Origin of the sequence: Thermus sp. (assembly GCF_039793865.1) — a bacterium.
Lineage (GTDB): Bacteria > Deinococcota > Deinococci > Deinococcales > Thermaceae > Thermus.
Genome location: NZ_JBAMMI010000005.1, coordinates 1 through 13,540 on the forward strand (window position 1 = coordinate 1; position 13,540 = coordinate 13,540).

Sequence of the window (13,540 nt, forward strand, 5' to 3'; positions counted from 1 at the left end):
CCCCTCTTCTCTTCCCTTGTCAAGGCCCAGCCCTCAAAGTGATGAGAGCTCAGGGTGTGCCCGTCTGGTAGACTTGCGTCATGGAAATCCGGGATTTGAAGAGCCTGGTGCGCTACGACCCAGAAAAGATGGCCAAGATCCCCGTCTTCCATTCGGAGAAGATGCTTTACGACCTTTACGCCCTTCTGCCAGGGCAGGCCCAAAAGGTACACGCTCACGAAGGCTCGGACAAGGTGTACTACGTGCTGGAAGGGGAGGTGGTGGCCCGCGTGGGAGAGGAGGAGGCCCTTCTGGCCCCGGGGATGGCTGTTTTGGCCCCGGCGGGGGTGCCTCACGGGGTGAGGAACGCGTCGGGAAGCCCCGCCCTTCTCCTGGTGGTCATGGCTCCCAGACCCTAGATTTTCACGGGGTTTTCAAGCGCCTCTCACGGGGTTTTCAAGCGCCTCTCCTATACTGGGGCCATGGTTCAGAACCCCCCTGGGGACCTGGCCTTTCTGTTGGGCCTTCTGCGTCGCTACTCGGTGCAGCTGGTCTTTCGGGGGGCGGTTCTGCCCGAGGGCCCCTTACGGGGGGAAAAGCTTCTGGAGGAGGGGGAGGCCGCCCTTTATTGGACGGGCAGCCGCCCCCCAGGCCCGGAGACCCTCGAGGCCCTGCGCCTCCTCCTCGGGGCCTTTCAGGAGGTCTTGGCCCTGAGGGAGCGGGAGCTCGCCCTCCTCCGGGCCCAGGACGAGACGGCAAAGCTCCTCAGGCTCCTCCTCCACGAGATCAAGAACCCCCTCATGAGCGTCCTCGGGGCCTTGGAGCTTGCTCTGGAGACCGAGGGGCTGCCCGAGGAGGCCAAGGAGCTTCTGGAGATTGCCGAAAGGAGCGCCCGGCGCATCCGGGAGCTTTTGGAGAAGGCCCAGGAGTACCTGAAGCTCGGCCAGGGGGTGCGCCTAAAGAGCGAGCGGGTGGACCTTAAGGCCCTTCTCTCCCAGGCGGCCGAGGAGGTGCGCCCCTTGGCCCGGAGGAAAGGCGTCGCCCTGCGGCTTACCCTCCCCCGGGGGGAGGCCTGGGTCTACGGGGACCCGAACTGGCTCTACCAAGCCGTGCTCAACGTGCTCAACAACGCCATCAAGTACACCCCAAAAGGGGGCAAGGTGGCGGTGCGGCTCCTCGTGGGGCGGGACCAGCACGGCGTCGCCGTCGCCGACACGGGGCCCGGCATCCCCAAGGAGGAGCAGGAGAAGGTGTTTGAGCCCTTCTACCGGGCCTCCACCCGGGGGGAGGCCGAGGGCACGGGGCTCGGGCTCGCCTTGGTGAAGCGCGTCCTCGAGGCCCACGGGGGAGAGGTGCGCTTGCGAAGCCGCCTGGGGCGGGGGAGCACCTTCCTCCTCCTCCTCCCCAGGCCCAGGCCCGGGAGGCGGGCTCCGGTGGGCCGGCTCCTCCTCCTCGCCCTGGCCCTCCTCGCCCTGACCCGCCTGCCCATTTACCCCGCCCCCCTGGGCTCCAAGGCCTTCGGGGCCGTGCCCTCGGGGGAGGTGGTGCGCCTTTCCGGCCTGGAGCTCGCCTTCAGCCCGGACGCCCAGGGGGAGGCCCGGCGCTGGCGGAGCCTCTGGGGTGGAGGGGAGAGGGTCCAGGTGCGGCTCCTTAGGGGCGGGGTGGAGGCCCTGCGCGAGGCCCCGGTGCCCCTCGCCCTCTCCACCCCGGAAGGGGAGGTGAAGCCCCTTGGGACCCATCTCCGCCTTTCCCGGGGCGAGAGGGCCCGGCTTTCCCTCTACCGGGGAGAGGTGGCCTTGGGCCGGGAAAGGCTTCCCTCCGGGGAGGGGGCGCTTTTGGGCACGGGGGTGCGCCGGAAGCTCCTTCCTGCCCCCCTGGTGCGCCCCGTTTCCGGAGGGGCGGGGGAGGTGGTCTTCCGCCTCCTCCTCCCCGAGGGGGCCCGGGGCTTCCGGGTGGAGGTGCGCAGCGGTGGGCGGGTGGTCCTCTCGGCCAAGGGAGAGGGGAGCCTCTTCCTTTACCGGCCCCAGGCGGACCGCCTTTCGGAGGTGCGCGCCTTCGCCCTGGACGAGGTGGGCCTCGAGGGCTTCCTCTCCGACCCCGTGCCCTTCCGGGAGCGCTACAGCTTTTACCGGGGCAAGGCCCTCCTCCCCAAGGACCCTGGGGGCGCCGAGGCCTATTTGAGGCGGGCGGTGGCCGCCTTCCCCGACGACGCCGAGGCCCTTGGGGAGCTCGCCTTCGCCCTCTACCTCCAGGGCCGCCACGCCGAGGCCAAGCTCCTCTACGAGAAGTCCCTCGCCCTTTTGGACAGCCCCGACGTCCGGGTGCGCTACGCCCGGCTCCTCTACCACATGGGCCGCCCCGCCGAGGCGGAGGAGAACTACCGGCGGATCCTGGCCCAGGACCCCGGCAACCTGGATGCCCGCTGGGGTCTGGCTGAGGCGGTCCTCGCCCTGGGGCGGGCCCGGGAGGCCGAGCTTTTGGCCCGGCAGGTGCTCACCCTCAAGCCCGACTACCCCCTGGCCCGCTTCACCCTGGCCAAGGCCCTCCTGGAGGGGGGGAGGAAGGAGGAGGCCAAGGGCCTTTTGCGGGAGGAACTCCGCCTAAACCCTGACCCCGAGGTAAAGGCCCTCTTGGCCCGGATAGAATGAGGACCATGGCCCGGGTGCTGGTGGTGGAGGACGACCCGGCGGTGGCCCAGGTGCTGGAGCTCGCCCTCAGGCGGGCGGGCCACCAGGTCCACCTGGCCCGGGACTTCCCCGCGGGCAAGCGGGCCCTGGCCGAGCCCTGGGACGCCGTGGTCCTGGACCTGAACCTTCCCGGGGGCTTCGGCCTGGACCTCCTCCGCCACCTCCGGCAGGACCTCAAGAGGGACACCCCCGTGGTGGTCCTCTCCGGGCTCAAGCAGGAGCACCACGTCCTGGAGGCCCTGAGGCTTGGGGCCCAGGACTACCTCACCAAGCCCTTTAGTCCTAAGGAGCTTCTCCTCCGCCTGGAGCGGCATGTGGCGGCGCGGTGAGCGGCTTTACGCCCTTTTGGTCTTCGGGGTTCTGGCCCTGGAGGCCTACGCCCTGGGGGCCTTGGTGTTCCTCTTCTCCGCTAGGCTCATGGGCTGGGCGGGCTTTTCCCAGGTAGAGGCGGCCCTCCTCCAGGCCCTGGCCCTTACCGCCCTCGCCCTCGTCCTCCTCGGGGCCTATGTCCTCCTCTACCACGCCTACTCCGCCTCGAGGGAGGCCTGGGAGCGGGAGACCTTTGACCGCTGGCTCCGCCTCTTCACCGAGGCCCTCTTCGGGGAGGCTTCCCTCCCGCCCCCCCCTTGGCCCGAGCCCGCCCTTCGGGCCCTCCTCCGCCTCCGGGAGATGCTCAAGGGGGAGGCCGGGGAGCAGGTGGCGGACTGGCTCCGAAGGGCCTCTCCCCCCTGGGCCCGCCTCTTGGGGCGGCGCTTCCTCACCAAGCCCGAGCGCCTCGAGGCCCTGGAGGCCCTGGGCCTCGCCCGCCTCCCGGAGACCCTGGAGGCCATCCTGCCCTACCTGGCCCACCCGGACCCCGTCCTCCGCCTGGCGGCGGCCCGGGCCGGGGCCCGGGTGGCCCAGGGCGAGGGGGTCTTGCGCCTGGGGGAGGCCCTCCTCGCCTCGGGGCTTTCCCGGGGGGCGCTCCTCGAGGCCCTCCTCCTCCTGGAGGACCGGGCCCCGCCGGTGGCCGCCCTCTTCTTGGAGAAGGGGAATAAGGAGGCGGTGTGGGCCGCCCTGGAGGCCATAGGCCGCCTCCGCCTCCACGCCCTCGCCGAGAAGGTGCCCCCCTTCCTGGAGGCCGAAGACCCCGAGGTGCAAGCCGCCGCCCTAAGGGCCCTCGCCCGCCTGGGCTACCCCCCGGAGGGACGGGAGGCCTCCCTCCTCTCCCTCCTGCGCCACGGGGAGGAGTTCTTGCGGGCGCAGGCGGCCCGCGCCCTTCCCCTCCTCCCCAAGGCCCTCGCCCGGAGGGCGCTTTGGGAGGCCCTGAAGGACCCCTCCTTCTACGTGCGCCGGGCGGCGGCGGAGGCCCTGGCGGCCCTGGACCCGGAGGCCCTGAGGCAGGCGGCGGAGGCCCACCTCGACCCCTACGGCCGGGCCATGGCGGCCCAGGTGCTTCGGGAGCGCGAATGGACTTCTTAGCTTTCCTCTTCTATTTCTACCAAATCTTCGTTCTCTACTACTTCACCCTCCTCAACCTCATCTACGGGGTCTCGGCCCTCTTCGGCCTCCGGAGGGTGGCCCGCTACGCAAGGGAGCTTTCCGAGCTTTCCCTGAAGGACCTCCTGGAGCGGGAGGCCTACCTTCCCGTTTCCATCCTCGTCCCCACCTACAACGAGGAGAAGACCATCGCCGACTCCGTGCGCTCCTTCCTCGCCCTGCAGTACCCCCAGTTTGAGGTGATCGTGGTGGCGGACGGCCCCAAGGACCGGACCCTCGAGGTCCTGAAGGAGGCCTTCCGCCTGGTCCAGGTGGAGTGGGTCTTCCGCAGGGCCCTCCCCACCAAGCCCGTCCGCGGGGTCTACCGCTCCCTCACCCACCCCAACCTCCTGGTGGTAGACAAGGAGAACGGGGGCAAGGCGGACGCCCTGAACGCCGGGCTCAACCTGGCCCGCTACCCCCTCTTCTGCGCCGTGGACGCCGACAGCCTCCTGGACCCCGAGGCCCTGCTTCGGGCAAGCCGCCTCTTCCTGGAGGGCGAGCGGGTCCTGGCGGTGGGGGGCACCATCCGCCCCCTGAACGGGGCCCGGGTGCGGGAGGGCATCGTGGAGGAGCTCCGCCTTCCCTCCGGATTCCTTGAAAGAATGCAGATCCTTGAGTACGCCCGGGCCTTCTTCATGGGCCGGGCGGGCTGGAGCGCCATGGACGCCCTCCTCATCATCTCCGGGGCCTTCGGGCTCTTCCGCCGGGCCGAGGTCCTGAGGGTGGGGGGCTACCGCACGGACACCGTGGGGGAGGACATGGAGCTCGTGGTGCGCCTGCACCGCCGGGCCCGGGAGGAGGGGCGGGACTACCGCATCCTCTACACCCCGGACCCCATCTGCTACACCGAGGTGCCCTCGGACTGGACCACCCTGAGGCGGCAGCGCAACCGCTGGCACCGGGGCCTTTGGGAGGTCCTCCTCGCCCACTGGCCCATGCTCTTCAACCCCCGCTACGGGCGGCTCGGCCTTCTGGCCATGCCCTACTTCCTCCTCTTTGAGGCCCTGGGCCCGGTGGTGGAGGTGCTGGGCTACCTGCTCCTTCCCGTCTTCTACCTCCTGGGAATGCTCAACCTGGACTTCGCCCTCCTCTTCCTCCTCCTCGCCCTGGGCTACGGGGTCCTCCTCTCCCAGCTCGCCGTGGGCATGGAGCTCCTCCTCCTCCGGCGCTACCCCAGGCTTTGGGACCGGGTGGTCCTCCTCTTCCTCGGGGTCCTCGAGGTCCTGGGCTACCGCCAGGTCCTGGCCCTGGAGCGCTTCCTCGCCACCTTCCAGGTGTGGCGCAAGCGGGGCCAGTGGGGGGAGATGCGGCGCAAGGGCCTAGGGGCGGAAGCGCAAGACCACCAAAAGCCTTAGGCCCGTGGAAACCAGAAGGGGCAGGTGGTAGGGGCTTGGGCCCAGGGGGAGGCGGGCCACCTGGCCCGCGAGGAGGCTTCCCAAAAGCCCCCCAAGCCCGAGGGCCAGCCAGAAGAGTCCGGTTCCACCCCCCGATTATCCTTTGAACCCGGTAAAATCCCCCACATGGAGACCGCCGTCACCCGGATGCTGGGCATCCGCTACCCCATCGTGGCCGCGCCCATGTTTTTGGTGTCCAACGCCCCCCTCCTCCAGGCGGTGGCGGAGGCCGGGGGGATCGGGGTGATCCCGAGCCTTAACTTCCGCACCCACCAGGCCTTTCGGGAGTTCCTGGAGAGTTTTCCCCAGGGGGTGCCCTTCGGGGTGAACCTCATCCTGAAGGACAACCCCCGCCTGAAGGAGGACCTTAAGGCCGTGGTGGAGCGCAAGGTCCCCCTGGTGGTCACCTCCCTTGGGGACCCCACCTGGGTGGTGGAGCGGGTCAGGGCCTATGGCGGCGTGGTCTGGTGCGACGTGGTGGGCCTAAGGCACGGGAAAAAGGCGGTGGAGGCCGGGGCGGACGCCCTAGTGGCCGTGGCCTCGGGGGCCGGGGGGCACGCCGGGAGGGTGAGCCCCTTCGTCCTCGGGCCCTGGCTTCGGGAGGAGCTAGGGGTGCCGGTGCTCATCGCCGGGGGGATCGCCACCGGCAGGCAGGTCCTCGCCGCCTTGGCCCTGGGGGACGGGGCCTATATCGGCACCCGCTTCATCGCCACCCTGGAGTCGGGGGCGCCTTTGGAGTACAAGGAAGCCCTTCTCCGCGCCCAGCCGGAGGACATAGAGTACACCCCCGAGGTCACGGGGGTCCCCGCCAACTTCCTCCGGGAGTCCCTGGAGCGCTTCCGCCAAGGAGGGGGCAAGGCCTGGAAGGAGGTCTACTCCGCTGGGCACGGGGTGGCTTTCATCCGCGAGATCCCCTCGGCCAAGGAGGTGGTAGCCCGCCTGGTGGCGGAGTACCAGGAGGCCAAGGCCCAACTTCCTTAAGGACCGTGCGCTGGCTTGCCCTCGCGCTTTTCCTGGGCTTGGGGCTTGCCCAGTACGACCTCGTGGTCTACGGGGCCACGCCCCAAGGGGTGGCGGCGGCGGTGGCCGCGGTCCAGGAGGGGCTTAAGGTACTCCTCCTGGAGCCTGGGCGGGGCGTAGGGGGGGTGCTCACCCAGGGGTGGCTCGCCACCCTGGACCTGGCCAAGGACCGGGAAGGGCTCCTCCAGGCCGGCCTCTTCCGGGAGTTCTACCGCCGCGTCGGGCAGGAGGCCTCCTTTGACGTGGGGGAGGCGGAACGGGTCCTTTGGGCCATGCTCCGGGAGGCCGGGGCGGAGGTGCGCCTCGAGGAGCCCATAGACCGCCTGGAGAGGGAGGGCTCGAGGCTCCTTGCCCTCGCCACCCCCAAGGGGACCTACCCGGCCCTCTATTTCGTGGACGCCACGGACACCGCCGAGCTGGCCTTCCGCGCCGGGGCCTCCTTTACCCTGGGGCGGGAGGACACGGGGCTGGACCAGAGGGCCATGGCCGCCACCCTGGTCTTCCGCCTGGAGGGCGTCCCCTGGGGGGCGGTTCTTTTGGCCTTGAACTACGACGGCCAGGTCCGGCGCACGGGGGCCGGGGCCTGGGGGCGGAGCGGGTGGGGGTTTGGCGACCTGGCGCGGGGGTACGTCCCTTCCGACCCCGCCCGCTACGCCCTCCGCGGCCTCAACCTGGCCCGTCAGGACGACGGGAGCCTCCTGGTGAACGCCCTCCTCATCTTCGGGGTGGACGGGACGGATCCCCTGGCCCTGGAGCGCGTCCGGGCCGAGGCGGCCCTGGAGGCCGACCGGGTGGTGGCCTATCTGCGGGAAAAGGACCCCCTGCTCTTCGGCACGGCCCGGCTCGCCGGCGTGGCCCCGGCCCTTTACCTCAGGGAAAGCCGCCACCTAAAGGCCCTCTACCGCCTCCGGGCCGAGGAGGTGCTCCTGGGCAGGAACTTCCCCGACGCCGTGGCCCTCGGGGGGTACCCCCTGGACGGCCAGGCCTACTTCCCCGGGGAGACCCCCTACCTCCTCGGCACCCCGGCCCCCTACGGCGTGCCCTTCCGCGCCCTGGTGCCCCGGGAGCTCCGGAACCTCCTCGTGGTCTCCCAGGCGGCCGGGTTTGACAGCGCCGCCGCCTTCTCCGCCCGGGCGGTGCCCCTGCAGATGGCCCTGGGAGAGGCGGCGGGGGTGGCGGCGGCCCTCCTGCGCAAGGCCCCCCAGGCGGGGCTGGAGAAGGCCCCCTTGGTGGACTTCCACCAGCTCGCCCAGAGCCCAAGCGGGGTGGAGGCCCTGCGCAAGCGTCTCCTGGAGCGGGGCGCCCGGCTTTCCTCCGAGGAGAGGGGGTGGCCGGAGGAGGGGAGGCGGGGCTTCCGGGAGGCAGTGCGCCTCCTCCGGCGGGGCCTCTTCGCCGGACCCTACTACCTGAAGGGAAGCCTGGGCCTCGCCAACCCCATCCTCCTGGGGGACTTTCTGGCAAATCTTGAACACTACTACCGGGCCAAGGGCCTGGAGGACCGCCCACGGGTGGCGCTGAAGGCCAGGGAGCTCTACCGGGAGGAGCTGCAGCGCCCCCTCGGGCGCCGGCTCCTCAACCAGCTCCTGCTGGCCCTGGGGGAGGCTGGGGTGGAGGGCCCGGAGGCCGTCTCCCGGGGGGAGGCGGCCGAGCTCCTCTTCCGCCTTCTGCCATAATGGGCGAAAGGTGCTCGCCGTCTTCCTCCTCCCGGAGTTTTCCGAGCTCGAGGCCGCCTTGGCCCTCGAGGCCGCCCGGCGCCTGGAGATCCCCGCCTACACCGTGGCCAAGGGGCGGAAGGGCACCTTGGCCCTGGCGGGCTCGGTTTGGACCCCCACCTACGCCTTCCCGGCGGCCCCGCCCCCAAAGGCCCTCCTCATCCCCGGGGCCAGGAGGCCGGAGCGCCCCGCCAAGGACGCCTCCTGGCTCGCCTTTTTGGAGGAGGTGTGGGAGGGCCTCGAGGCCGTCTTCCTGGGTTTCAACGCCCACCTCTTCTTGGCGGAGGCGGGGAGGCTTCCAAAGGAGGTGGCGGCCCCGGGGGAGGTGGCGGAGGCCCTTCGGGCCCTGGGCTACTGGGTGGTGCCGGGGGGCTTCCACCGGGAGGGGAAGGTCTACGCCACCCAAGGCGGCCTCGCCTTGCTCCCGGCCCTCTCGGACTGGGCCGGCAAGGCGATTGAGCTTTGAGTTTTTAGGGAAGTACACTTACCCCATGGGCGTCCGGGAGTACCAGAAAAAGCGCCGCCGCGACCGGATCTTCCAGGCGGCCATGAACCTTTTCCGCGAGCGCGGCTTCCAGGCCACCACGGCCACGGACATCGCCAAGGCCGCCCACGTCTCCCGCGGCACCTTCTTCAACTACTACCCTTACAAGGAGGCGGTCCTTCTGGACTACGGGAGCCTCCTCCTCTCCAGGCTCAGGGAGGAGGTGCGCCGCCGTCTGGCCCAGGGGATGGACCCTTTGGCCGTTCTCCGCTTTCTCCTTCAGGAAGTGGCCAAGGCCACCGAGGAGGAGAAGGACCTCCTCCTTCCCCTCCTCTACGAGCTCTTAAACCCCGACCCCATCCGGGCCAAGACCGCCTTTGAGGCCCTCCCCTTAGGGGACCTCATCGCCGAGGTGCTAAGGCCCCTGCGGGAGAAAGGGGTGGTGCGCCAGGACCTCTCCCTGGAGCGCATGGGGCGCACCCTGGCCGACCTCTACTTCCTCTCCGCCCTGCGCTGGGCCGCCTACACGCCCCACCGAGGCCTTTCCGAGGAGCTGGAGAAGTCCCTTTCCTTGGCCTTGGAGGGCATCCTCGCCCGGAGCCAGGACTTAGCGCCGGGCACCCAGGCCAAGGCGAAGAGAGGCCCGTAATCCCACCCCGTGCTGGCGCAGGCCAGGATGGGATGACCTCAGTCCGCCGCCACCTCGAGGCGCTCGGCGATCTCCGGGATCCTGGCCAGGAACACCCCGGTGGGGCTCCCCGTGAGGGCCACCTCCTCCGGGGTTCCCTCGGCCACGATCTCCCCGCCCCGGTCCCCCCCCTCGGGGCCCAGGTCAATGACCCAGTCCGCGGTCTTCACCACGTCCAGGTTGTGCTCAATGACCACCACGGTGTTGCCCGCGTCCACCAGGCGGTGAAGCACCGAGAGGAGCTTGGCCACGTCCTCAAAGTGGAGCCCGGTGGTGGGCTCGTCCAGGATGTAGAGGGTGCGGCCCGTGGACTTGCGGCCGAGCTCCGTGGCGAGCTTGATCCTTTGGGCCTCGCCCCCCGAGAGGGTGGGGGAGGGCTGGCCCAGGCGCATGTACCCCAGGCCCACGTCCACCATGAGCTGGAGCTTTCGGGCGATGGTGGGAACGTTCTGGAAGAAATCCAGGGCCTCCTCGGCGGTCATGTCCAGGACGTCGGCGATGCTCTTCCCCCGGAGCTTGACCTCGAGGGTCTCCTTGTTGTAGCGCTTGCCCTTGCACACCTCGCAGGGGACGTAGAGGTCCGGCAGGAAGAGCATCTCAATCTTCACCGTGCCGTCCCCGCCGCAGGCCTCGCACCGCCCCCCCTTCACGTTGAAGGAGAAGCGGCCTGGGCCGTACCCCCGCTTCCTCGCTTCCGGGGTCTTGGCGAAGAGGTCGCGGATCTCGTCAAAGATGCCCGTGTAGGTGGCGGGGTTGGACCGAGGGGTGCGGCCGATGGGGGACTGGTCAATCTCAATGACCTTGTCCAGGTGCTCCACCCCCTCCAGGGCCTCGTAGGCCCCGGGGGTGGTCTTGGCCCGCATGAGCCTTTGGGCCAGGGCGGCGTAGAGGACGTCGTGGATGAGGGTGCTCTTGCCGCTTCCCGAAGGGCCGGTCACGGCCACGAAGCGGCCCAAGGGGATCCTCAGGGTGACGTTTTTCAGGTTGTGCTCCCTCGCCCCCCTAAGCACGAGCCACTTGCCGTTTCCCTTGCGCCGCTCTTTGGGCACGGGGATCCTCTTCTCACCCCGGAGGTAGGCTCCGGTGAGGCTCTTGGGGTTTTGCAGAATGGCCTCCAGGGGGCCCTCCGCCACCACTTCCCCCCCGTGGACCCCCGCCCCGGGGCCCATGTCCACGATCCAGTCGGCGGCCCGCATGGTCTCCTCGTCGTGCTCCACCACGACGAGGGTGTTGCCCAGGGCCTGGAGGCGCTTCAGGGTGGCGATGAGGCGCTGGTTGTCCCGGGGGTGGAGGCCGATGCTGGGCTCGTCCAGGACGTAGAGCACCCCGGTGAGGCCCGAGCCCACCTGGGTGGCCAGCCGGATCCTCTGGGCCTCGCCCCCCGAGAGGGTGTTGGCCGCCCGGTCCAGGGTGAGGTAGTCCAGGCCCACCCCCACCAGGAAGCCCAGGCGCTCCACGATCTCCCGGAGGATGGGCCTGGCGATCTGGGCCTGGAAGGGAGAGAGCCTCTCCTCCAGGCCCTGGAAGAACTCCAAGGCCTCCCGCACGGGAAGGGCCGAGACCTCGGCGATGTTCCTCCCCGCCACCCGCACGGAGAGCACCTCCTTCTTGTAGCGGGTCCCCCCGCAGACCGGGCAGGGCTTCATGGACATGAAGGCCTCGAGGGCCTCCCGCACCCCCTCGGAGTCCGCCTCCTGGTAGCGCTTCTCCAGCCAGGGGATGACCCCCTCGTAGTGGACCTCCACCCGGAGGGTCTCCTTGCCCCCCCGGCGAAAGACCACCTCAAAGGGCTCGGGAAGGCCGTAGAGCACGGCCCGCTTCGCCTCCTCCGGCAGGTCCTTGAAGGGGGTCTTGAGGTCAAAGCCCAGGTGCTCGGCGAGGGCCCGAAGCCGGTCCCAAAGGTAGCTCCGCCCCGTGTCCCGCCCCCTGGACCAGGGGAGGATGGCCCCCTGGGCCAGGGAGAGCTCGGGGTTCACCACGAGGTCCGGGTCAAACTCCTGCTTGTAGCCGAGGCCCGAGCAGGCGGGGCAGGCCCCGTAGGGGCTGTTGAAGGAGAAGATGCGGGGCTCAAGCTCCTCCAGGACCGAGCCGTGCTCCGGGCAGGCGAACTTCTCCGAGAAGAGCTCCTCCTCCCCGGTGTCCGGGTAGAGGACCCGCATGAGGCCCTCCCCCCGAAGGAGGGCGAGCTCCACCGCCTCGGCGATCCGGGGGCGCTCCTCTTCCCTAAGGGCCACCCGGTCAATCACCAGGTCAATGTCGTGCTTCTCGTACTTCTCCAGGTTTAGGCCCTGGGCCTCCTCCAGGAGGTAGACCACCCCGTCCACCCGCACCCGGGCGTACCCCTCCTTCATGAGCTGCTGGAAGAGCTTCCTGTACTCCCCCTTTCTTCCCCGCACCAGGGGGGCCATGAGGACGGCCCGGGTGCCGGGGGGGCGCTGGAGGAGGCGGTCGGTGATCTCGCTCGCCGACTGCTTCTCTATGGGGCGGCCGCACTCGGGGCAGTAGGCCTGGCCCACGCGGGCGAAGAGGAGGCGGAGGTAGTCGTGGACCTCCGTGACGGTGCCCACGGTGGAGCGGGGGTTGTGGCTCGTGGTCTTCTGGTCAATGGAGATGGCCGGGGAAAGCCCCTCAATGCTCTCCACCTCGGGCTTGTCCATGACCCCGAGGAACTGGCGGGCGTAGCTGGAGAGGCTTTCCACGTAGCGCCTCTGCCCTTCGGCGTAGAGGGTGTCAAAGGCCAGGGTGCTCTTTCCCGAGCCCGAGACTCCGGTGATGACGATGAACTTGCCCCGGGGGAGTTCCAGGCTGATGTTCTTGAGGTTGTGCTCCCTCGCGCCCCGGATGACGATGCGGTCCATCCGTGGAAGTATACCACCCCTCCTCGGGAGGGAGTAGGGCTTGGGCGAGGGGTCTCCGTTTTTATCATGGGGTCATGGCCTCCTGGACCCTTCGGGAAGCGGAGGAAGCCCCCAAGGTGGTGGAGCGCCTCCTTCGGGAGAACGGACCCGAGGTGCGAAGCCTGGCCCGGTTCCTTCGTAAAAAGCCCCCCGCTTTGGTCCTCACCGCCGCCCGGGGGAGCTCGGACCACGCCGCCCTCTTCGCCAAGTACCTCCTCGAGGCCCGCCTCCTCTGGCCCGTCCTCTCCCTGGCCCCCTCGGTTCTCACCCTCTACGGGGCGAGGCCCAAGGTGCCTTTCCCGAGCCTCCTCCTGGCCTTTAGCCAAAGCGGGGAGAGCCCCGACGTGGTGGAGGCGGTGCGGGCCTACCGGGCCCAAGGGGTCCTCACCGTGGCCTTGGTGAACCGGGAGGAGAGCCCCTTAGCCCGGGCGGCGGAGGTGGTCCTCCCCCTCCACGCCGGGGAGGAGCGGGCGGTGGCGGCCACCAAGAGCTTCCTGGCCATGCTGGCGGCCACGGCCCAGCTCCTCGCCCACCTCCTGGAGGAGCCCCGCCTCGAGGAGGCCCTTCCCGCCCTGCCGGAGGCCATGGCGAGGGCGTTAGGGGTGGAGGGGAGCCTGGAGTACCTGCAGGAGGCGGAGAACCTCTTCGCCCTGGGGCGGGGCTTCACCTACCCGGTGGCCCTCGAGGCCGCCCTCAAGCTCAAGGAGGTGGCGGGCCTCCACGCCGAGGGCCTCTCGGCCGCCGAGTTCCTCCACGGGCCCCAGGCCCTCCTGGAGCCGGGTTTCCCCGTCCTGGCCTTGGTGCAAGGGGACGAGGCCCGGGAGAGTCTCCTCGCTACCCTGGAGGGCCTCAAGGCCAAGGGGGCCCACCTCCTCGTCCTCTCCCCGGACCCCGACGCCCTGGCCCTGGCCGACACCCCCTTGCGCCTTCCCCTGGCCTTGGCCCCGGAGCTCACCCCCCTCCTCCTGGTCCAGGGCTTCTACCCCCTGGCCGAGGCCCTGGCCCGGGCCCGGGGTCTAGACCCGGACCGGCCCCGGCACCTCACCAAGGTGACCCGCACCCGCTAAGCGCCCGCGCCCTAGTTTCGCGGCATGGGATGACCGAATCGGGGGATCGCTTTTACCGGGGCCCCCATGCTGGCGCAAGCCAGCATGGGGT

At 70.1% G+C, this 13,540-nt stretch carries 11 protein-coding genes; 10 read left to right on the plus strand and 1 reads right to left on the minus strand.

Translation table 11 applies throughout. The features are described 5' to 3' along the window. Positions 1–80: 80 nt before the first annotated feature. The 9 genes from ABJK26_RS00325 (at position 81) to ABJK26_RS00365 (ending at position 9,446) form a co-directional block, all read left to right on the plus strand. Positions 81–398: a cupin domain-containing protein gene (locus ABJK26_RS00325; protein ID WP_347240183.1), complete on the plus strand. Its 318-nt coding sequence runs from the start codon at positions 81–83 to the stop codon at positions 396–398. A gap of 63 nt (positions 399–461) precedes the next feature. Further along, entirely contained in the window at positions 462–2,627 is a 2,166-nt protein-coding gene (locus tag ABJK26_RS00330; protein WP_347240185.1) for an ATP-binding protein, read from the plus strand. Between the two features lie 5 nt (positions 2,628–2,632). Next, complete coding sequence (locus ABJK26_RS00335) at positions 2,633–2,995, plus strand: response regulator transcription factor (protein WP_347240186.1); 363 nt, start codon at positions 2,633–2,635, stop codon at positions 2,993–2,995. Next, complete coding sequence (locus ABJK26_RS00340) at positions 2,979–4,127, plus strand: HEAT repeat domain-containing protein (RefSeq protein WP_347240187.1); 1,149 nt, start codon at positions 2,979–2,981, stop codon at positions 4,125–4,127. Before ABJK26_RS00335 ends, ABJK26_RS00340 begins: the two co-directional genes overlap by 17 nt. Then, positions 4,115–5,542, plus strand: a complete 1,428-nt coding sequence (locus ABJK26_RS00345) for a glycosyltransferase (RefSeq protein WP_347240189.1) — start codon at positions 4,115–4,117, stop codon at positions 5,540–5,542. The genes ABJK26_RS00340 and ABJK26_RS00345 overlap by 13 nt, the downstream gene beginning before the upstream one ends. 165 nt (positions 5,543–5,707) lie before the next feature. Next, the gene (locus tag ABJK26_RS00350) at positions 5,708–6,562 is read left to right on the plus strand and encodes a nitronate monooxygenase (RefSeq protein ID WP_347240190.1); all 855 of its coding nucleotides are present in this window, start codon (positions 5,708–5,710) and stop codon (positions 6,560–6,562) included. A 5-nt stretch (positions 6,563–6,567) separates the two neighbouring features. After that, the gene (locus ABJK26_RS00355) at positions 6,568–8,274 is read left to right on the plus strand and encodes an FAD-dependent oxidoreductase (RefSeq protein WP_347240191.1); all 1,707 of its coding nucleotides are present in this window, start codon (positions 6,568–6,570) and stop codon (positions 8,272–8,274) included. 10 nt (positions 8,275–8,284) lie between these two features. Next, the gene (locus ABJK26_RS00360; RefSeq protein ID WP_347240192.1) at positions 8,285–8,779 is read left to right on the plus strand and encodes a hypothetical protein; all 495 of its coding nucleotides are present in this window, start codon (positions 8,285–8,287) and stop codon (positions 8,777–8,779) included. Between the two features lie 25 nt (positions 8,780–8,804). Continuing rightward, entirely contained in the window at positions 8,805–9,446 is a 642-nt protein-coding gene (locus ABJK26_RS00365) for a TetR family transcriptional regulator (RefSeq protein ID WP_347240193.1), read from the plus strand. Between the two features lie 38 nt (positions 9,447–9,484). Here the strand turns inward: ABJK26_RS00365 and uvrA are convergent, their stop codons facing one another. Further along, positions 9,485–12,343: an excinuclease ABC subunit UvrA gene (gene uvrA, locus ABJK26_RS00370; protein WP_347240194.1), complete on the minus strand. Its 2,859-nt coding sequence runs from the start codon at positions 12,341–12,343 to the stop codon at positions 9,485–9,487. Positions 12,344–12,417: 74 nt separating this feature from the next. Here uvrA and ABJK26_RS00375 point away from each other — a divergent pair, with 74 nt between their 5' ends. Further along, positions 12,418–13,449 carry an SIS domain-containing protein gene (locus tag ABJK26_RS00375; protein ID WP_347240195.1) on the plus strand — a complete coding sequence of 344 codons (1,032 nt, stop codon included), beginning with the start codon at positions 12,418–12,420 and terminating at the stop codon, positions 13,447–13,449. Positions 13,450–13,540: the final 91 nt, after the last annotated feature.

Excerpts from the sequence above, each read along its gene's own strand:
- ABJK26_RS00325 (WP_347240183.1), top strand. The coding sequence starts at position 81 with ATGGAAATCCGGGATTTGAAGAGCCTGGTGCGCTACGACCCAGAAAAG.
- ABJK26_RS00330 (WP_347240185.1), top strand. The coding sequence starts at position 462 with ATGGTTCAGAACCCCCCTGGGGACCTGGCCTTTCTGTTGGGCCTTCTG.
- ABJK26_RS00335 (WP_347240186.1), top strand. The coding sequence starts at position 2,633 with ATGGCCCGGGTGCTGGTGGTGGAGGACGACCCGGCGGTGGCCCAGGTG.
- ABJK26_RS00340 (WP_347240187.1), top strand. The coding sequence starts at position 2,979 with ATGTGGCGGCGCGGTGAGCGGCTTTACGCCCTTTTGGTCTTCGGGGTT.
- ABJK26_RS00345 (WP_347240189.1), top strand. The coding sequence starts at position 4,115 with ATGGACTTCTTAGCTTTCCTCTTCTATTTCTACCAAATCTTCGTTCTC.
- ABJK26_RS00350 (WP_347240190.1), top strand. The coding sequence starts at position 5,708 with ATGGAGACCGCCGTCACCCGGATGCTGGGCATCCGCTACCCCATCGTG.
- ABJK26_RS00365 (WP_347240193.1), top strand. The coding sequence starts at position 8,805 with ATGGGCGTCCGGGAGTACCAGAAAAAGCGCCGCCGCGACCGGATCTTC.
- uvrA (WP_347240194.1), bottom strand. The coding sequence starts at position 12,343 with ATGGACCGCATCGTCATCCGGGGCGCGAGGGAGCACAACCTCAAGAAC.
- ABJK26_RS00375 (WP_347240195.1), top strand. The coding sequence starts at position 12,418 with ATGGCCTCCTGGACCCTTCGGGAAGCGGAGGAAGCCCCCAAGGTGGTG.